Genomic DNA, 19,893 nt, shown 5'->3' with positions numbered 1-19,893 from the left:
CGGCGTTAGTCTCCGCGGTATGACTTCTGCCTACCGCGGCGGCGAACCCGTCGCAGAACTCGTCCGATCCGGCTTCGCCGAGAGCTTCCACCGGGGCTCCGTGGCCGTGACCGATCCCGACGGGCGGGTGCTCGCCTCCATCGGCGACGTCACCGCGCCGGTGTTCGCGCGCTCCTCGGCCAAGCCGCTCCAGGCGCTCGCGATGATGCGCGCCGGATGGAAGCCCGACACGGACGCCGACCTCGCGATCGCCTCGGCCAGCCACAAGGGCGAGCCGATGCACATCGCGCAGGTCGACTCAGTGCTCAGGCACGCCGGCCTGGGCGAGGACCAGCTCCAGTGCCCGCCCGACCTGCCCGGCGACCCGGCCTCGCGGCGCGCGGTCATCGCAATGGGCGGGGGCGCGCGCCGGGTGTACATGAGCTGCTCGGGCAAGCACTCGGCGATGCTCGCGACGTGCGCCGCGAACGACTGGGACCCCGCGACGTACCGGGAGCCACTGCACCCGCTGCAGGAGCAGATCTCGGCGACCGTCGAGGAGATGTGCGGCGAGCCGGTCGCGGCGACCGGCGTCGACGGCTGCGGCGCACCCGTGCTGGCCGTGCCCCTGAGAGGGCTGGCCGTGGCGTACGCACGCCTGGTCGCGGCCAAGGCCGGGACAATGGAGCGGACGGTGGCGGACGCGATGCGCGCCCACCCGCGGCTGGTCGACGGCACGGAGGGCTCGGACTCGCGTTCGATGCTGGCCGTACCGGGGCTGCTCGCAAAGGTCGGGGCCGAAGGACTGCACGCGGTGGCCGTCCCAGGCGTGGGCGCGGTCGCGGTGAAGATCGACGACGGCGCGGGCCGGGCCTCGATGCCGGTGGCGTTGCGGGCGCTTCAGACCATGGCCGGGTACACGTTCCCCGAAGAGGCCCAGACCATGATCGAAGAACTGGTGTGGCCCGAGGTCTACGGCGGCGGCATGCCGGTCGGCAGGCTCCGCACGCTGCTGTGAGTGGCGCAGCGCTCAGCGAGGGCAATACCCTGTCGCTGTCTGGAGACCGGGCAGGGTAGTATCGTCGCGTCGGCTTCGCCGACACACTCACGCGAGTGGCACCTGTGCTTCAGATTCCGCCGCTCGCGAGCGCGAGTGGCGGAATGGCAGACGCGCTGGCTTCAGGTGCCAGTGTCCGAAAGGACGTGTGGGTTCAACTCCCACCTCGCGCACGTAGGGTTCATTGTTTGAACCCATGGGTTTTTGAAAACCGTTTTCAGTGGCGGCGTTGTTCTCCGGAGCGGCGCCGCTTCTGGCTTTCCGGGGCCTGGCCAGCTTCAGCAGCGGTTCGACGACGGAGCCGTGCTCGCTCCGTTCGATGCGCGGGCCGTGGGTGCCGCGGTCGAGGTAGAGCCCGGCGAAGCAGATCTGGTTGAGGACCTTCCTGTCGGCATCGGCCACGCGCCGGTAGACCGCCTTCGGGTCGGCGAGGAACTCCAGGAGTATCTCGACCGTCTCGCGGGCCTGGACCAGCTCGGCGGCGTCGGATCGGTCGAGTTGTTCGTCGATGGCGGTCTTCTTGAGTCGCAGGTCGCGGATCTTGGCGGTGAGTTTGTCGGCGGGCCAGTCCGGGTGCCCGACCAGCTCCACGTACTGGTCCTCCTGCGCTTCGAGGCGGCCTCGCTCGCGTGTCAGCTGGTCGCGCATGGCCTTGGAGGTGCGTTCCTCGGCTTCGAGCACGGCGGCCAGATGGGACCGGACCTCATCAGCCTCGGCCGAAGTGAGGGCGATGGTGGCCCAGTGGACCGCGACGTGGTCCTCGACGGCGGTCACCGGGAGCCTGGGCAGGTCGCATTCGCCGTGGGCGCGACCCAGGCACAGGTAGTAGAAGTAGAACCGCCCGGTCTTGGACTTTCCCCGCTCGATGGTCAGGCGCTGCTTGCAGCGGGGGCAGCGGACCAGACCTTTGAGGAAGTGGTCCCATTTGCGCTCGCGCACCCCCGCCTGGCGCTGCTGGTAGAGCACCTCTTGGACCCGGTTGAACAGCTCGGCGGTCACCAACGGCTCGTGCCGCCCGTCGTACTCGCGTCCTTTATAGGGAACCTTGCCGAGGTAGTAGCGGTCCCGCAGGATCCGGCCCAGGGTGTGCATCGAGACGGGTGTCCCGGCAGGATAACGCTTGGTCGGTCGGGTGCGCAGTCCGGCGGTGGTGGCGGCCTCGCGCAGCTGCGCGAAGGTGTATTGCCCCGTCGCGTACCGCTCGAACAGCATCCGCACCAGCGGCGCTCGCTCCGGGTCGGGCACGACGGTGCGCACGGACCGTCCTTCGATGGTCTCGACCGAGTTGAGGTAGCCCAGTCTGGTGCGGTTCGGCGTCCCGCCGCGCTGGGCCATGGCCTCCATCTTGTAGGCGATGTCGTCTCCGGCGGCCTTCGACTGAAACTCGTTGACCACGTCGAGGATGCCGGCGAGCATCTCCCCGGAGATGGTCTCGGCGGTCGGATCCTTGACCGACAGGAGCGATACTCCCAGCCCTTTCAGCTCCCGGCGGGTCAGTGCGGCGTCGGTTGCGTTGCGGAAGATCCGGCTGCGCATGTAGATGAGGATGACGTCGACGTCGCCGCGGGTGCGGACGCGTTCCATCATCGCGCCGAAGGCCGGTCGGCGGTCGATGGCCTTAGCCGAGCGGCCCGGCTCGACGTACTCGTCGACCACAGTCAGCCCCAGATCGGCCGCCAGGGCAGCGCAGGCCTTGCGCTGGGCGGGGATCGAGTTGCCCTCGGGGTCGTAGTCGGTGTTGACCTGCTTGGGGTCGGAGACCCGCAGATACAGCACCGCCCTCCCCGCGTGCCAAGCGCCGCTGCTCGCCTTGCTGTTCGGTCCTCTCATCGCTGCCCCTCCGTACCCGGTTCACTGTCGCGGTCGATCACGCCCTGCGGCTCACGCCCGTGGTTTTCGGGCTCGCGGTCACGGATGGCGATGCGCACCAGCGCTTTGGCCAGGCGGCGGGTGTCGATGTGCCGCCGCCGTTCCCCGGTGACCCGGATCGAGTGGTCCCGGCCAGTCATCGCGACTACCGGCCCGTACAGGCGCCGACGAGGACGTGGCATGTGAAGGTAGCTCCGCTCCGGCGGCCCATCAAGCCAGGCGGAGTCGGCCGCGGGTTCGGCAGTGGAGCAGCTGCGGTGACGCCAGAAGAGTTGCCCAGAGCAGGCAGCTCAGCGTCGGGTGATGAGAAGATATACGGCAAGGCGGGCGTCCCACCGAGCATCGAGCGATCCAGGCAGCCATAAATTATACTCGCAGCATCACCGTGAGTCAATATTTCGATACAGTTTTTTGTGCCCAGCGGTTACTGCGCGCGCTCAGACTAGGAGGGTGCGCGCACCCTCCCGGTTACCTACGCCCACCCTCAGCTCAGCAACCAGGGTGGGTAACCAGCCGAGGTTCGGGAGTTATATCACCGTCCATGCCTGTTCGTGAAGGTAACCGGGGCTGAGGGCAGCCAGGTGACCGCAGGGTGGGCCCACCCTCTGTCGCGACGGTCGGATACTCGGTGCGCTTTCCGAGTCGAGACGTTCTCGTCTCCCACCATCGGCGACTACCCCTCGATTTCCACTTCCGCAGCGCGATTACCGGGGGCGGTCCGCTAAGCCCGCGCAGAGCCGTCCTTACGATCGCCTCCCCCTGTTCTCGGCACGCGCACCTCGGTAGCGGCCATGCACGGCCGCCTGTCGCCGCACACGGACCGTTAAAGCCGCTGCTGAGGACAGGTGTAGGAAGTCGCCTCGATAAGCCCCTACGGGGGCTGTCATGGCCGACTATCGCACCCGCGGAAAATATCGCCGCGCGGGGAGAGGAGGAGAGACCTCTATGCACGAATATAAAGAGGTCGGACCGGCGGGTGACCGGCCATTCCGGCCCCTGCCTGCGGAGACACCGACCACCTTGAGTACCAGAGGACTCGGGGTCAGCAGCGGGCCGCGACTCGGGCTCAGCATCGGGAGCAGCATCAGAGCGGAACCGCGGTCACCCTGCACCGGCTAACGGCGATCCTTGGGAACGAACGGCAATTGAGCAAGCGTCCGGAAGTGCCCCGGTGGATCACCGGCGACCTGCCAGATCGCATCGAGCGGGTCGGCGCTGCGACCGGTCGTGGCCGTGGCGATGGTGAACTTGAACCCGCTCTGGGAGAGCGCGGCATGCAGGTTGGCCTCACGACCGGGCTTGGTCAGCTCGATCAGCAGCGCCTGCCTCCAGTCGACGCGATCGACCACCTTGTTCCAGCTGGTCGCCCCGTTGTACCAAGCGGCCTTCTGCGCCAATGCAGCAAGGGTCTCGGTGCCGGTATCGTGCTCGAACCAGAAGACCCGCTCCTCACCGGATACATCAGCAAGGGCGCCACCGTCAGGACGCAGGACTGAGGCCTTCATGAGCCCGGTGGCCTCAGGCTCTCCGTACCAGCGGAGCAACTAGACCTCAGGGTGAGTCTTGACGGAGGCGGCAAAGCGGGAGTAGAAGTCGTTGACCGCCTCCAAGTGGGCACGCATCGGATTGGCGATCAAGCGGGCGATCAGCGCCTCGGCGGCCGGACGACTCGGCTGCGGCCGGGGCTTGGCCCCGCCTTCTCGGAGATATTCGGGCAGAGCAAGGCGGGCGTCTTCGACGGCGGCATGATGGAGCCGAAGCCCGTTCCACGCCAGCACCCACCGGTAAGCGGCCCGATTCGAAGGCCGGAACCGGTCGACCACACCCAGCTCGTACAGGGTGGTCAGGCGATCTCGGGCCGAAGACAGCGACGTGAAGTGCGCCCGAGCGATCTGCTCCAGGGTCAGCACCCGCAGATGCCCCAGATCCTCGATGATCGCCCGGTCCCGATCGGTCAACCGGTAAGCCAACTCGGTCAGGTTGACCGCCTTCGCAGCCGGTGTCCGCCACGAACCCAACAACCCCACCTCCCGCATCGACCGATCAGGCAAGCATTATCGCCTTCCCGACCTCGTCGCGGCTGAGAATGGAATCCTGATCATCGCTCGGGAGCAGTACTTCAGACAGAATTCAGGCGCTCAGCACCCGGCTACGGCTGACCTACCACGATCAAGGCGCCACACGACCTTCCCAAGACTCCACACTCACGAGGCGCGGACATGCTCTCGTCTATGCAGGTCACCGCCCGAATCACGGTCCCGCCCTGAACCCGACGACATAGACATGTCCGAGCGGGCACGAGAATCGAGGCGGCCGAAGCGGGCCGACTCCGCTCCGCTACTTGAACAGCCCGGCTACCACTCCGATCGCCGAGACCACCAGTGCGCAGGTGGCGATCTGCTGCGGTGCGCCGGTGAACCAGCCTCGGCACACTGTGCGGAACGGCTCCAACCGCACCAACCCGCGGAACCGCTGCCACTTGTGCTGGCGGACCTGCCTGCAACCGCCGAGCAACCCGGAGGTGTTGTTGCGGCAGTACCCTTCACTGCGGTTCTTTGCTCCGCACCACGTCGGCGCCGCAAGCAGCAGCCACAGGAAGCACAGCGCGAACGCCCCCGAGACGGCCAGTGGCCCGATATCGCGCGCGAACAGCAGTACCACCGCCCCGGCCAGCAGCAGATAACCCCAGTTGCGGTAGAGCGTCGACTTCTTCTTCGCCATGCAACGGAAAGTAACGAACCGAGTAAACCCCGTGAAGACAGTTGTCGGCTTTCGGACATCACCATCGGAGCGCAAGCCGCACTTGCCGAAGTTCGATGACCCGCGGCGAACATGTCACTTCCCCACTCCATTAGATTATGCCAGGTATTCACATTCGGTACACTCACAGTCACATTTCCTTCGGTCCTTGCAGGTGATGTCCCTCTGCTCTTCCTCTCGCGACCCCCACTCCGACGTCATCCGGTACTGACGCGATGTGGAGATCTTTGAACCGCAGCGCATCCCGAGACCGAACCCCAGGCAGTACGTCTACGACGTCGTCGAAGGGAAGCCACTGCCGTGGGAGGGCGATGAACCGTTGCGCCGCCGCAACCCCAAACGGGGTGAGCAGTGGCGGTACACGGTCTACTGCGGTGTCTTCTCGCTCGACGCCACCTGTTCGAGGTGCTCAAGCGCTACTGCGGCGAGGACGGCGACGTCTACGACACACGAGGCTGCGCCGGCAGGCTTCAAAGATGCTCTAGGCCACCCCCAGTGAACAATCACTTCACCGACCTGAAGAACCAGCTCAACCTCGCGTACGAGGGCGACTCGCACGACCTGTCGGAGCAGTTGTGCCCTGGCGATGCGCTTGCTCATCGGTCTTGACCGACTACTGGGCGTCGGCTGTGCCAGGAGGCACGCGCGGCGCCCACGGCCCGGCATGAGGAGGTCACACCCAGATCGTCCTTCAGCTTGGCGACCGCGCCGTCGAGCACCTCGGCCAGCGCCTTCCTCACCGTCTGGCCGCCGTCTCCATGCCCGGCCACGGCATTCACGAGATAAGCACATTTGGAGCTCTTGTTTGATGTGGGCGATGCCGAGGATTTCTAGCGGTTTGGTGTAAGGATGGCTGCCGATATGATCGCGGCAGGCGGTGATGCCCTTGCCGCCCAAACGGGTCAGGATCGCGATGGCAGCGGCTCGGAGGCTGGCAAGGTTGGCGGTCAGGTTTCCGGCCGTCGCAGTGGACCGGTCCTCGTCGAAGACGACATCCTTCACCCAGTGCCACGATTCGACGCCCCAATGGTTCCGGACGGCCTCGGCGAACTCGACCGGTCGCAACGCGGTAGCGTCCCTGCTGGTCGGGTAAAATATGACATGGTGGACGACCTCGCCGGTGGCCTCATCGCGGGTCCAGCGGCGGACCCGGGCGATCTGGGCCACGCCGGGGAAGGACAGGCGCACCGCTCCGCCGACAGCGAGGATCTTCACCGTGCGGGTCTCGCTGCGCCCGTGCCCGGTCTCGCGAGTCTCGACGGCGTTGTCGATCTCGCTCCACGGCAAGGCCTTCGCCGCCGCGTAGAGGCTCGGGTGGTTCCCCTTCAACGCCAGGCAGTAATCAGCCCCCGCCTCCACGATCGCCGCTGCGGTGTCCTCGTTGCAGTGCAACGCGTCCGCGGACACCAGCGCTCCCTCGGCATCGAGGCGTCCGCACACCGCTCGGAGCGCGCCGATCTCGTCACCGTCGTCGACGCATACCTGGTCGGCCATGCGGCCGTCGGGGCCCAACGCGCCCACCAGGATCAGTTTCGAACCGTCGCCGGTGACGCGCCCGGCCGTCACCGGACGCTTGCCGTCGATGCGCACCTGCCGGGTCTTGCTCGCGCTCGCCTCTTCCTCCGCGGGGACGATCCGGGCGGCGAAGCGGGCCAGCTCGTCCGGATCAAGTCCGGACAGCACCTCGATCAGACGGTTGTAGGACGGCAGCGACCACCAGGCCGCACCGCCGACCTCCAGGCCGATCCCACCGAGGGCCCGCACGACCGCGTCCGGTGCGTCAGCGGCCCACCTGGCCCACTGCGCCGGAGTGTTCCTGCCGCACAACAACCCCGCCAACGCGACCGCCACGAACACGGCAAGGGGATAGCAGCGCCCCTGCGCACCGCGAGGGTCAGACAACTCGGCGACACACTCCTCAAACCGCGCGATACCAAACGATTCGGTCATGCCCTTGCCAGACAAGGGCTTCCTCCATCAAGACGCATCGTGTACGAACATCTCAACGACCGAACCCGCCATCATGTAACGGCTTCACCAGGCGAAACACACAACCGACTACTTCTCGTGAAAGCCGTGATGCCCGGCGTAGAGCTGTTCACTCAGGTTCGCCGCCGCGCAGAAGCGCACCTACTCAGCTTGGTCATGTCCTGAGCTGGGAACGTCCGGCGCTAGGAGTTCCTTCCAGCACCCAGCCCGAAGAACCGATCGAAGAACTGGCTCAACGCTTCGACCACACGCTTCTTCTTTTCACTGTGGCCGGCCTCGCGATTGAAACGAGACACGGGAGGCAAGATCCTCGTGATCTCCGTACCTGTCGTTCGGATCTGCCCGTCGCGGAACGCGGCATCGATGAACTCCCGTGTCTGCTCAGGCTTGAGCTTCTGCTCGTCGATGATCGCCTCGAGCTCCGCATCACGCTTCGCATCCACATACGCCTGCCACTGATCATCCACAGCGCCGTCCACAGACAACGAGTTCACGAAGTCCTCCACGAGGTCGCGCTTACTGCGCAGGCTCGGACTCGCGTCGACGGCGTGCGAGATCTGGGCGCGGATCTCCTTGTCATCGCCGTCCCCGCGTTCGGCACGCATCTTCTCGACGAGCATCAGGATGTAGTCGACGTTGATCTCGACCTGCTTGACCAGTTCGATCTCGAAGACGACATCCTCGTTGATACGCTCCTTCTCCACTGCGGTATCCGCGCGGAACTCGGCGTACAGGTTGAGGTAGACGCTGCGGTAATCCTGGTGCTGGCGCTCGGTCAACAGGTCCTTGCCGGCGAAGTCGTCGAACTCTGTCAGAATGTTGTGCAGCCGCAGCACAGCGCCGAAAAGGTTGATGAAGGCCTTCTGCGCTTCCTCCCCCAGGATCGGGGCGCCCAGTGGGAAGGTCTGCAGCAGCTCGGTGACCTTCCCGGCATACTTGCTGTAGTACTCGCCGTAAGACGGCACGATGACGATGCCTTTGGCATCCTTGTTCCCGAACAGCTCAAGCGCCGCGTTCGTCTCCTCCTCAAGGTCGCGGAAGACCACGATGTTGCCGTGGCGCTTGACGGAGTTGAGAATCCGGTTGGTGCGCGAGTACGCCTGGATCAGGCCGTGCATCCTCAGGTTCTTGTCCACGAACAGCGTGTTGAGCGTGGTCGCATCGAAGCCCGTCAGGAACATGTTCACCACGATGACCAGATCGATCTCGCGGTTCTTCATCCGCAGCGAAAGGTCCTTGTAGTAGTTCTGGAACTTGTCCGCACTGGTGTCGTAGCTGGTGCCGAACATCTCGTTGTAGTCCTGGATCGCCTCCTCCAGGAACGTGCGTGCGTCGCCGCCGAGCCCATCGGTGTCGAATGCCTCATCATCGAGGATGCCGTCGTCGGTGGCTTCGTTCGCACCGTACGAGAAGATGATGCCCACTTTCAGGCGCCGATCGGGCGCGAGCGCTTCCTGCTGGAGCTTGAACTCCAGGTAGTAGCGTTGCGCCGCCTCGATCGAGGCGGTGGCGAACAGGGCGTTGAATCCGCGCACGCGTTTCTTCGCACGAAGCGCTTCGGCCCGGCGCCTCGTCCGGATCGACTCCGCGACGTTGGAGACGACCGAGTGCTCGTAGCTCGTCTGCCGCTTCGTCTTCTGGTCGAAGTGCTCCAAGATGTACGCCGTGATCTCACGAATCCGGCGGCCGTCCAGCAGGGCGCGCTCACGGTCGATCGCCGAGACCTGCTTGTCCTCGGGGTCGTCGACCTTGATCGTGTTGATGTAGTCGATCCGGAACGGCAGGACGTTCCTGTCCCTGATCGCGTCCATGATCGTGTACGTGTGCAGCTTCTCGCCGAACGCCTGCTCGGTGGTCTTCAGGAGCGGGTTCCCGCCGCTCGCCGCGTTGGACGGGAAGATGGGCGTGCCGGTGAAGCCGAACAGGTTGTACCGCTTGAACGCCCGCGTGATGTCGGTATGCATGTCGCCGAACTGCGAGCGGTGGCACTCATCGAAGATGATCACGGCATGGCCGGAGAACACCTCGTGGCCCTTGTTGGCCTTGACGAAGGCCGACAGTTTCTGGATCGTCGTGATGATGATGCTCGCGTTCGGATCCTCCAGCTGCTTCTTCAGGATCGCCGTCGAGGCGTTCGAGTTGGCGGCGCCCTTCTCGAACCTGTCGTACTCGCGCATCGTCTGATAGTCGAGGTCCTTGCGGTCGACCACGAACAGCACTTTGGCGACATCGGGCAGCTTCGATGCCAGTTGCGCGGCCTTGAACGATGTCAGCGTCTTGCCCGATCCGGTCGTGTGCCAGACGTATCCGCCGGCTTCGACGGTGCCGAGCACCCTGCGGTTGGTCGAGCACTCGATCTTCCGCAGGATCCGCTCGGTCGCCACAATCTGGTAAGGGCGCATCACCAGCAGCTCGCGATCGGCCGTCAGCACGCAGTACTTCGTCAGCACGTTCAGCAGCGAGTGCTTGGCAAAGAACGTCTTGACGAAAGCCGACAGCTCCGCGATCGGCTCGTTCTGCGCATCTGCCCACCACGACGTGAACTCGAACGAGTTGCCCGACTTCTTGCCCTTGACGGTTCCGGCGGCTTTCTGGTTGTCCTTCAGGTGCTTCGCGCGGGTGCTGTTGGAGTAGTACTTGGTCAGCGTGCCATTGCTGATCACGAACACCTGCACGTACTCGAACAGACCGGAGCCCGCCCAGAAGCTGTCACGCTGGTAACGGTCGATCTGGTTGAACGCCTCCCGGATGTCCACACCCCGGCGCTTCAGCTCGACGTGGACCATCGGCAGACCGTTGACCAGCACCGTTACGTCGTACCGGTTCGCGAAGGTCGCGCCGCCCTCGCCCCGGCCGACCTCGTACTGGTTGATGACCTGCAGGCGGTTGTTGTGGACGTTCTTCTTGTCGATCAGCGTGATGTTCTTCGTCGAGCCATCGTCACGCTGCAGGATCTGGACGTGGTCCTCCTGGATGCGGATCGTCTTCTCGACGATGCCCTCGTTCTGCCCGGCGATCCTGGTGGAGAAGAACGTCTCCCACTCGGCGTCTGAGAACGACACGTGGTTCAGCGCCTCCAGCTGGGTTCGCAGGTTCGCGACCAGTTGCGCCTCAGAGGTGATCGGCAGGTAATCGTACGCCTGCGACTCCAGCAGGCCGATCATCTCCCACTCCAGAGCCGCCTCCGACTGGTAAGAGGTCTCCTGCTTCGGATCCGGGACGTACTCGGCGATGACCGTGCTCTCGGCGGAGACAGCGATCGGGTCGAACCTGCGCGATGATACTTCGTTCATGCCGCAGCCTCCTTGAACGTAAAAAGCCTGTCCCGGTAGTGCTCGTACTGCTTGCGACGGGCGCCAAGTTCGGCTGGAAGGCCTATACTCAAGTCGTTCACGAGGGCATCAAAGTTATCGAGAAGCCGCACGATACGTCGTTGCTCCTCCAAGGGCGGCAATGGAATTGGGTAATTCTTGACCTTCTTCGCATTCAGGTTGGACTGCGAGCCTTCCCCTAGAGATTTCAAGCTCTCGTACTCACAAGAAATCCAGTGGAACACGTAGCGGAACTCAGATTGAGCAGGATTGATCTCAAGGTTGCAACAAGCCTGATTGGTTGTGACTGGAATTGAGTTTATGGCCACCTTGGCCGCTGTGGCTCCGTACATTGCGACAATCACACTGTTCGCTGGGATCCACTTCGCCGAGGAGTTCTTTAGCCCAATTTCAGTGATAGTCTTCTCAGTCGTGGTAATGTACCCGAAATCGACCTCTTGCGTGCGGACCCATGGAATATTGCCTCCGTAGTAGTCCGAACGACCAGTAGGCGGTGTCCCTCCCGATGATACTCGTGAACTTATCTCACCCAAAGTCGACCATTTGACATCACTGCGAGATTCGAAGGAGAATATCTTGCGACGGTAATGGTCGTACTGGCACCTTCGAGCCTCCAGTTCCGCCTCCAGTTCCGCCTTGAGCTCCGCCTCCAGCTGAGTGAACTGATCCAAGATTGCCACAATTTCCCACTGCACTTCCATGGGCGGGACAGGGATTCGGATTTTCGAAAGCGACTGTCCAGATATACGACGGACCTTTGTGCCCGAGATGAAGCGACGCTTTTGGTCTTGGAATGACGTCGAATTGAAAAAATACGCGACGTACTTCGGGTCAAGCTCGTGACGATAAATGTAGGCATCCCCGCTCAGAACCGTCTCCGCCTCGCCCAGCCAAGCGGTTGCCTTCGCAACAGCATTGTCGTCTTCGCTGGTGGTCGCGATCAAGAGGTCACCCGGCCTAGCGTGGCGAAGTTTGGCAGCGATCGCCTCGTCGGTAAAAGACTTCGTCTCAGTCGCCCACACCCCATAGAACGTATGGATCTGGCCGTAGTGCACTGCCGGAACACCGTCATTGCGCAAATCTGCCTTCTGCAACCCGTGCCCACGGATGAATTCTCCGACTTGCCCAAGCGTTCTGTGCTCAACCCCGGCGGGACAAAGATGTTCGACCATTTCGTCTACATTATTCATGAGATGCCTTCATCTGTGATTGCGCTGAGGTTCTCGACGTTCCAGCCCAGCTCTTCAATCGCTCGCGCATATTCGTTGTCTCGATTGACTTCGTTAACGACACCTAGTACCAACTCGCGACATGGCTTGTACTTCTGGAGCGCCTCTTCTTCGCTTGACTCTCCATGAATAACCTTGCTCAGCTCACTAAACAGCTTGTAGCCGTTACTCGAGAAACGTTGTGGAATGATCTTGCGGGCTTCGTTGACCTCCTTCAGTACATCATAAAATGGGCGCTTCTTTCCGTTAGGCTTCTTGGTCTCGATTTTGGCGATCTCCGCTACTTCGAATGTGATGCGCTCGAAGATCGTACGAAGATAGACGATCGATCCGGCACCAAGCTGGTTCTCGTATGCAATCTGCGATCGCTTGACCAGATCCGAGAACGGTCCTCGATGGCTGCCAACCCGGTCGGCTCGGTCGCGAAGATTGACCATGTATCGCTCGATACGCACCTCCGGTGCGACACCGGAAACATCGCCGCTACTGCCGATGAGAAACCAGATCTCCACGGACGACCGACATCCAACGCATTGCAGTGTGACATCGATACTGATCTGATTGTCACCGAGACCCAAACAAGACAGTTCTTCTCCTGACTTGAAGTCTCGATGGGCTCGACAGGCGCGGCAATGGAAATTGCGGATTACATTGCCGACCTTGACCTTCTTATGTTTGCCCCACTTGAGTACGCGCCCGTCGAGGAAGCCATCGACCTGCATAGTTGCCCCTGCAGGGGCATCGGAGAGGAGTTTAGACAGGCGCATTTCCCCCCTCTTCCAGCTCAAGAACAATCGCGTCGATCGACGTGCGCAGCTCCGCTTGGCGGGCCACGATGCGAGCGATCTCGGCATTCAGCTCGACGATATCGACCTCTTCACGAGTGTCTTCTGCCTCGACGTAACTGGACACGGCGATGTTATAATCGTTCGCCGCGATGTCCTCGTTATTGACGAGCGCGGCGAAGTGCTCCTCCGGCTCGCGTGCGGTGAACGCTTTGAGAATCCTCGTCTGGTGCTCCGCAAGCAGCTTGTTCTTGTTGCCGATGCGCTTGAACTCGGCAGAAGCATCGATGAACAGCACGTCATTGGTCTTCTTCGACTTCTTCAGCACGAGGATGCAGGTGGCGATCGTGGTGCCGAAGAAGAGATCTGGCGGGAGCTGGACGACCGCGTCAACATAGTTGTTGTCGATGAGGTACCTGCGGATCTTCCTTTCCGCTCCCCCTCGATACATCACTCCCGGGAACTCGACGATGGCGGCCGTGCCATCAACGGCGAGCCAGCTGAGCATGTGCATTGTGAAGGCCAGGTCGGCCTTGGACTTCGGCGCCAACACACCCGCCGGTGCGAACCGCTCATCATTGATCAGCAGCGGGTTCGCGTCGCCCTCCCACCTGATGGAGTACGGCGGGTTGGAGACGATCGCCTCGAACGGCTCATAATCCCAGTGCTGCGGATCGATCAGGGTATCACCGTGCGCGAGGCTGAAATCGGAGTAGTTCACATCATGCAGGAACATGTTGATCCGCGCGAGGTTGTACGTGGTCAGGTTGATCTCCTGACCGTAGAAGCCCTGGCGGACGTTGTTCTTGCCGAGCACCTTGGCGAACTTCAGCAGCAGCGAGCCCGATCCGACCGCCGGGTCATAGACCCGGTTGACCTGCTTCTTGCCGACGACCGTGATGTGCGCCAGCAGCTCGGAGACCTCCTGCGGCGTGTAGTACTCGCCACCGGACTTACCCGCGTTGGCCGCGTACATCTGCATCAGGTACTCGTACGCGTCGCCGAACAGGTCGATCGAGTTGTCCTCGAAGCGCCCCAGCGGCAGATCGCCGATGGCGTCGAGGAGCTTCACAAGCTTCTGGTTGCGCTTGGCGACCGTTGCTCCGAGCTTGTTGCTGTTGACGTCCAGATCGTCAAACAACCCTTTCAGGTCGTCCTCGCTCTCGGTGCCCAGTGCTGAGCCCTCGATGTTCTTGAAGACCTGCGAGAGAGTCTCGTTCAGGTTCTCGTTCTGCGCGGCCCCCTTTCGGACGTTGGCGAACAGCTCCGACGGCAGGATGAAGAATCCCTTCTCCGCCACCACCTCAGCGCGGGCGAACTCGGCGTGTTCATCGGGAATCAGCGCGTAGTCGAAGGATTCATCGCCCGCTTCGTGCTCGCCGTGGTTGATGTACGCCGTCAGGTTCTCGGAGATGAAACGGTAGAAGAGCATGCCCAGTACGTAGCTCTTGAAGTCCCAGCCGTCGACGCTGCCGCGCAGGTCGTTCGCGATGCGCCAAATCGTCTTGTGCAGCTCTGTCCGCTGCGCTTCCTTGGTGGTCGGTGCCATGTTGCAGTTGTTCTCCTCCGCGCCACGGCGCAACTACGTTCCCCTTGAAATGCGCTCCCAGGGTACCGGCGGCGACCGCCGACACCGCACGGGCGCGGCATAGAGCGACCCCAGCCCCGTTGTTCGAAGCTGCGCGGTGTGCTCGACGGCATTGCCCTCCGGATGCGACGAGGGTTCGCGAGCGACACAGGTTGATCAGGGGCCTCGGACCGCCGCGGGAATCGGTCGGCCCGCATCCTCTCGTCTTCGTCGCGGGGCACCGCGACCGGCTCGGCGCTCGCGTCTCGGCTGTCCGGTCGCGAATGCTGCAAACGGGGTGCGGTGCGCGTTGCCCGTTCGTAAATGTCCTCTATATGAGGATATGGTCGACTAGATCGAATCTCGTAGCGCCGTCGCCCCCGATTGGACCGTGGTGGATCCAGCGAAGGGCGATGCAACTGGACGTCCAACCTGGTGGTATTTGTAATGGGTTGATCACTCAATCTAGAATCCATTGGCATGGTGGACATCGAGGAAGAAGGCGGCCCGCCCGCGCCGCCGCCGTTGCAGGAACTCGGGCGCCAGCTCGAAGTCGAGCGAGTTCGGCCCCGGCCGCGGCTCCCCAAGGGCTATAAGAAGAGCGAGGTTCCGCGCGACATCTGCTCTGAGAAGACCCTGAGCCGCGGATGATCGAACGAACCACCAGGTTTTCGTACATCGGTGAAATCGACTGGGACGAAAGCCTGGAGTTCCGGATGGAGCGCCGCCAACGCTGGATCGATTCTGAACGCCCGGCCCTGATCGTCATGGGTGAAGAGGCCCTTTCCAGGCGGCTCGGGCACGACCGTGAAGCTGTCCTGGCCGATCTCAAGCAAGTCGCAGCGTTGCCCTTCGCCGATGTGCGAGTAATCCCGCTCGCTGCGGGGCGGTATGACCTCCAGCCGTGGCAGCTGAATCTATTCGAGTACGACAACGGCCAGGAAACGGTGATCAACGTCGAGACGGTACGCGGTGGGGGCTTCGTCCCTGCCGACTCGACGCGAGGTAAGTTCTTGGCAGACGCATTCAAAGAAGCGTCACGAATCTCGATCGCTCTGGAGGATTTCATTCAATGAGCATGACTGGTCCCTGGCGCAAGTCAAGCCGGAGTGGTGCCAACCAGGACAACAGCTGCGTCGAGGTACGTCTCAACGGCGATTCCGCGCAGGTCTCGGACTCCAAGCTCCCTGAGGACCGACCCATCGTCACCGTCACGCCCGCCTCCTACAACGGGCTGCTGTCCTGGGTGAAAGACCACGGCTGATGGCTGTCCGCGAGCACCCGCTCAAAGGCCGGTTCGACGCCGCCGCCGCACGCTGGGTCCACCCCGACGCCGACGACGGCGCTCCCGGCGAGCTGGAGATCGGGTTCGCCGCTGACGGCCTGGTCGCCATGCGCCGCTTCGACGCCCCGGAGGGGACGATCCTGATCTACACCCCCGAGGAGTGGGCGGCGTTCGTCGAAGGCGTCAAGGACGGGGAGCTGGATCTCTCCGTCCTCATCGAGGACGCCAGGCAGGCGGGCGAATAGCCTCGACAACAGCAGGACTCAGACGCGCCGACGGGACACCACGGCGCGTCTTTTTGTCTGCTCTGGACGCCCGACTCGTTCTCACGGCCGCATAGTCCAGCATGCCTCGCCCGTCAGAGTCGATCATGGCGTGAGTGTCGTCGCAGCTCATAGGCTCGGTCTCATGAGCAGAGGCGAGACAGCGAACCAAGATGGGGCCGGGTTGGACCGGGGGCGGTTCACCTACGGCAGCATGACCTTCACCGTCCGGGCCTCCGGTCCCGACGCCCCGGACTCGTTCCAGGTGTACGCGAATGGGAACCCGGCCGACATCGTGCTCATCGTCTCCGGGCTGAACGCCTGGAACCTCCGCGCGACATGGGGCCACGGCTGGCGGTCCTGGGGCGAGGACTGGAAGCTCCAATTCAAGGAGCATGCATTCATGGTCTTCTACAACGGGCAGACGCCTCCGCCCGGGAAGGTCCGGGTGTGCAATGAATGAGGTCTTCCTCGGCGAGTTCCGGCGCGGCCCCGCGAACTTCCTCGTCTACCGCACCGGACGGGGCGCCTACCGCGTTGACTGCCGCGACAGCCCGAACGCCGAGCCGAGCGAGGTCTGCCGGTTCACCGCCGGCGGTGAACCGGTGTGGCACGGCGCCTGGGACGGCGACCAGTGGTGCGACTGGATAGAAGCTCAGACCCGCAAGTTGATCGGCGTCGTCTGAAAATCCGCTCCCCTGCCCGCGCGACTGAGCCTCGGGGCGGATCGGGGAGCCTCTCGGGCCGGCCGGTCTCGGTGGGGAAACCGGTCGGCCTCCCCATATTCCCGCTCTTGTCGCACAGCAACGCGACCAGCGCGGCTCTCATATCTCCGCGATTCGGGCTCGCATTCCGCTAATGAGCCCGATGCGCGTTGCTCGTTCGCGAGTGTCCCCTGTATGCCGATATAGTTTGCAAGATCGAACCGTCGAGAGGTACGCCTTGGCACTCACCACTTCCCTGGCAGGTCGGGTCCGGAACACGAGTCTGCCGAAAAGTCATGCCCTCCTGCCGCTGCTGGAGGCGATCGTCAACGGGGTGCAGGCTATTGACGACCGTTTCAGCGATGATGTCGGGCAAGGACATCTTCATGTCAGAATCTTGCGCGGACCGCAGGACGAATTGGACTTCGGCCCCTCCGGGCCGGGTCGCACGGCATTGAACCCGATCGTCGGATTCAGCGTCGAGGACAATGGCACAGGTTTCAACTCGGAGAACATGAAGTCATTCCTGACTTTGGATAGTGACTTCAAGGCAGGGCTCGGATGCCGAGGCGTGGGCCGCCTGCTCTGGCTCAAGGCGTTCGACAAAGTCTCGATCCGCAGTGCCTACCAGGACGAGGCGGGAGACCTTCAGGGGCGTGAGTTCAGGTTCTCGGTAAGGGGGGAAATCGAGCAGTTGGGGAAGCCCAACGGTTTCGACGAGCCCGGTACGACTGTGAGCCTGGATGGATTTAAGGCCGCGTTCCAGCAGAACGCGCCGAAGACCGTCGAATCCATCGCTCGTGAAGTGTTCGAGCACTGCATCTGGTACTTCCTCCGACCCGGCGGCGCGCCTGAGGTGACGGTGACCGATGATGATGAGTCCATCTCGCTCAACGCGCTGGTTGAGGACTTCGTGTTCTCCAAGATGCCGACGACGACGGTCAACGTCAAAGGCGAGGAGTTCACGATGGTCAACCTCCGCCTCAAGTCCTCCGCACGCAGCGCCGTGCCGCGGCTGAACTGGTGCGCCGCAAATCGCGTGGTGCTAGAGGAGAACCTCACCGGAAAAGTGCCCGGCCTGTCGGGAAGATTGAAGGACGAGACCTCCGCCGAATTCACCTATGCCTGCTATCTGTCCTCCGGCTTTCTCGACGACCGCGTTCGAGCGGACCGCGTCGCCTTCGACATCGTCGACGAATCGGCCTCGGGCATGTTCGCGGCGAACGAGATCGCACTGGAGGATATCCGTAGAGGCGTGCTGGAAGAGGTTGAGAAGCTCCTCGACGCCCCGCTCCAGGCCGCCCGTGAGGAGAGCAAGGAACGGGTCAATAACTTCGTCAGCCGCCGCGCGCCGAGATACCGGCCCGTCCTGTCGCGGCTCGAATCCCTCGGCGTGACCGTCGACCCGTCGATCAAGGACCAGGACCTTGAGCTTGTACTGCATCGGGCTCTGCAGCAGCTCGAAGCCGATGCCATCGCCGAAGGCCAAGAGATCTTCGCCGAGACCGGCTCCGCGCAGTCCGAGGGCTACCGGGAACGGCTCAACCGGTATCTCGACAAGATCAGCGACATCAACCAGTCCGACTTGGCGGCCTACGTCTCACGGCGACGAGCCGTTCTGGACATCCTGGCCGGATTGATCCGGTCCGACGATCACGGTAAGTACAGCCGAGAGGACGCCATCCACTCCCTGCTCATCCCGATGCGGACCGATTCGAACGAGATCGGCACGGACGCATCGAACCTGTGGATCATCGACGAGAGGCTCGCGTTCCACGACTACCTCGCCTCCGACAAGCCGCTCAAGAGCATGCCGGTCACCGGAGACGGTTCGACGAAGGAACCCGACATACTCGCGACGAGGCTCGTCGAGGCCCCGAATGCCCCGGTGCTGGCGGCAGCGGGCGAGAAGCTCCCGCTGCCGTCGATCGTCGTCATCGAGCTCAAGCGGCCGATGCGCGGCGACGCGTCGGAAGGGGACAACCCGATCGAGCAGTGCCTCGACTACGCGATGCGCGTACGAGAAGGTGGCGTCCGGACCGCCTCCGGGCGTCCGATCCCGAAATCCGAAGAGTCCCCCGCCTTCTGCTACATCGTGGCCGATCTGACGAAGCGCATGGTGAAAAGATGCGAGATGGCGAACCTCCGTGCGACCCATGACGGACTGGGTTACTTCGGTTTCAACGAACCCGCCAAGGCGTATATCGAAGTGATGAGCTTCGACCGTCTCGTCAACGTGGCCACGGAACGGAACCGGGCGTTCTTCGACAAGCTCGGCCTGCCCTCAAGTTAGCGCCGAAGCAGCACGGCTCCCGAAGACGACGGGTCAGCATGACGAGGCGAGGTCGGCTAGGAGTTCGGTGATGAGGGATTCCTCCATGACGGCTCTTTTCCTGCGGACCATCGCGTCGGAGAGTTCCGGGTCCCAGGGGGCGAAGGCGCGCGATCCGGCAAGGACGATGCCGCGGCGCTGTTCGCACTCGGCGCGTTCGGCTTTGCGGTCGCGCGGCGCTGAGCCGATGACCTGTGTAATCGCATCGTGCAGCGACAGACCGTAGGTGGCTTCGAGATACTCGGCAAGACCGGCCAGTTCGAGTATGGCGAGACCAGTCTCCGTGCGTCGGTAGACACCGGTGACGGCGATGATGAGCTTGCGTTTAACATCGTCGGGATGGCGGATGGAGACACACCGGTGGCCTTTCTCACGCTACGTTTGTCACCCTTGAGAAGAATTATCCATTTGGTCCTTAATTCGTCCACACTGCTGCCTCTGCAGGGATACGGCGGGCCTCGTGGGAACCGAGCAGACTCGGGAAGATCCCGTCAAGGTCGTATCCGAGGAAGGCGCTGCGCCTAGCACGGCGGCGACGGCGGTAGGTCGACGTGGGACGAGGGGTGTCGCCATGGGGGTGGCCTTTCCGCAGGCGCGCGGTTACCGCAGTGTCCGTCCGATCCAACGATACAGTCAAACAACCGGGCCCACTGCCCCGTGCATGTCATCGGCCGTCATGGTCGCGGAGCACTCGCTGGACACTGCTGACGCTGATGCCGAACTTGCCCGCCAGGTCCTTTTG

General features: G+C 63.1%; 16 protein-coding genes, 1 tRNA gene and 1 pseudogene. 10 read left to right on the top strand and 8 right to left on the bottom strand.

The window, feature by feature from the left end:
* The first annotated feature begins 19 nt into the window (after window positions 1-19).
* The 3 genes from L0U85_RS02405 to L0U85_RS02395 all read left to right on the top strand — a co-directional run bounded on the left by L0U85_RS02405 (window position 20) and on the right by L0U85_RS02395 (window position 3,091).
* A complete protein-coding gene (locus L0U85_RS02405) occupies window positions 20-997 on the top strand; it encodes an asparaginase (protein ID WP_241376054.1) in 978 nt (325 codons plus the stop codon).
* A gap of 129 nt (window positions 998-1,126) precedes the next feature.
* Window positions 1,127-1,209, top strand: a tRNA-Leu gene (locus L0U85_RS02400).
* Between the two features lie 31 nt (window positions 1,210-1,240).
* Window positions 1,241-3,091, top strand: coding sequence for a hypothetical protein (locus tag L0U85_RS02395; protein ID WP_241376053.1), 1,851 nt, complete (start codon window positions 1,241-1,243; stop codon window positions 3,089-3,091).
* A gap of 929 nt (window positions 3,092-4,020) precedes the next feature.
* Here L0U85_RS02395 and L0U85_RS02390 read toward each other — a convergent pair.
* From L0U85_RS02390 to L0U85_RS02360, 7 genes and pseudogenes are all read right to left on the bottom strand, one after another.
* A pseudogene (locus L0U85_RS02390) lies at window positions 4,021-4,863 on the bottom strand (replication-relaxation family protein).
* Window positions 4,864-5,242: 379 nt separating this feature from the next.
* Window positions 5,243-5,626, bottom strand: coding sequence for a hypothetical protein (locus L0U85_RS02385; RefSeq protein WP_241376051.1), 384 nt, complete (start codon window positions 5,624-5,626; stop codon window positions 5,243-5,245).
* A gap of 405 nt (window positions 5,627-6,031) precedes the next feature.
* A complete protein-coding gene (locus L0U85_RS02380) occupies window positions 6,032-7,615 on the bottom strand; it encodes an ISAs1 family transposase (RefSeq protein WP_277605263.1) in 1,584 nt (527 codons plus the stop codon).
* Window positions 7,616-7,836: 221 nt separating this feature from the next.
* Window positions 7,837-10,947: a type I restriction endonuclease subunit R gene (locus tag L0U85_RS02375; RefSeq protein WP_241376047.1), complete on the bottom strand. Its 3,111-nt coding sequence runs from the start codon at window positions 10,945-10,947 to the stop codon at window positions 7,837-7,839.
* Window positions 10,944-12,176 carry a restriction endonuclease subunit S gene (locus L0U85_RS02370; protein ID WP_241376046.1) on the bottom strand — a complete coding sequence of 411 codons (1,233 nt, stop codon included), beginning with the start codon at window positions 12,174-12,176 and terminating at the stop codon, window positions 10,944-10,946. The genes L0U85_RS02375 and L0U85_RS02370 overlap by 4 nt, the downstream gene beginning before the upstream one ends.
* Entirely contained in the window at window positions 12,173-12,982 is an 810-nt protein-coding gene (locus L0U85_RS02365) for a hypothetical protein (protein ID WP_241376044.1), read from the bottom strand. The genes L0U85_RS02370 and L0U85_RS02365 overlap by 4 nt, the downstream gene beginning before the upstream one ends.
* The gene (locus L0U85_RS02360; protein ID WP_241376042.1) at window positions 12,969-14,549 is read right to left on the bottom strand and encodes a type I restriction-modification system subunit M; all 1,581 of its coding nucleotides are present in this window, start codon (window positions 14,547-14,549) and stop codon (window positions 12,969-12,971) included. Before L0U85_RS02360 ends, L0U85_RS02365 begins: the two co-directional genes overlap by 14 nt.
* Before the next feature lie 498 nt (window positions 14,550-15,047).
* On the opposite strand from L0U85_RS02360, the gene L0U85_RS02355 reads away from it, so the two are divergent.
* From L0U85_RS02355 to L0U85_RS02325, 7 genes are all read left to right on the top strand, one after another.
* Window positions 15,048-15,218, top strand: coding sequence for a hypothetical protein (locus L0U85_RS02355; protein ID WP_241376040.1), 171 nt, complete (start codon window positions 15,048-15,050; stop codon window positions 15,216-15,218).
* Complete coding sequence (locus tag L0U85_RS02350; RefSeq protein WP_241376038.1) at window positions 15,215-15,643, top strand: Scr1 family TA system antitoxin-like transcriptional regulator; 429 nt, start codon at window positions 15,215-15,217, stop codon at window positions 15,641-15,643. The genes L0U85_RS02355 and L0U85_RS02350 overlap by 4 nt, the downstream gene beginning before the upstream one ends.
* Window positions 15,640-15,831, top strand: coding sequence for a DUF397 domain-containing protein (locus L0U85_RS02345; protein WP_241376036.1), 192 nt, complete (start codon window positions 15,640-15,642; stop codon window positions 15,829-15,831). The genes L0U85_RS02350 and L0U85_RS02345 overlap by 4 nt, the downstream gene beginning before the upstream one ends.
* Window positions 15,831-16,097 (top strand): DUF397 domain-containing protein, encoded by a 267-nt coding sequence (locus L0U85_RS02340; RefSeq protein WP_241376035.1) that lies wholly within the window; start codon window positions 15,831-15,833, stop codon window positions 16,095-16,097. Before L0U85_RS02345 ends, L0U85_RS02340 begins: the two co-directional genes overlap by 1 nt.
* A 163-nt stretch (window positions 16,098-16,260) precedes the next feature.
* Entirely contained in the window at window positions 16,261-16,578 is a 318-nt protein-coding gene (locus L0U85_RS02335) for a hypothetical protein (protein WP_241376033.1), read from the top strand.
* Window positions 16,571-16,801, top strand: a complete 231-nt coding sequence (locus tag L0U85_RS02330; protein ID WP_241376031.1) for a hypothetical protein — start codon at window positions 16,571-16,573, stop codon at window positions 16,799-16,801. The genes L0U85_RS02335 and L0U85_RS02330 overlap by 8 nt, the downstream gene beginning before the upstream one ends.
* Before the next feature lie 256 nt (window positions 16,802-17,057).
* Window positions 17,058-19,112, top strand: coding sequence for an ATP-binding protein (locus tag L0U85_RS02325; protein WP_347177327.1), 2,055 nt, complete (start codon window positions 17,058-17,060; stop codon window positions 19,110-19,112).
* Window positions 19,113-19,145: 33 nt separating this feature from the next.
* Here the strand turns inward: L0U85_RS02325 and L0U85_RS21045 are convergent, their stop codons facing one another.
* Entirely contained in the window at window positions 19,146-19,340 is a 195-nt protein-coding gene (locus tag L0U85_RS21045; RefSeq protein ID WP_347177332.1) for a DUF2399 domain-containing protein, read from the bottom strand.
* Window positions 19,341-19,893 lie beyond the last annotated feature (553 nt).

Source organism: Glycomyces sp. L485, from assembly GCF_022548875.1.
GTDB lineage: Bacteria > Actinomycetota > Actinomycetes > Mycobacteriales > Micromonosporaceae > Glycomyces.
This window is presented reverse-complemented; position numbering and strand designations above follow the sequence as displayed.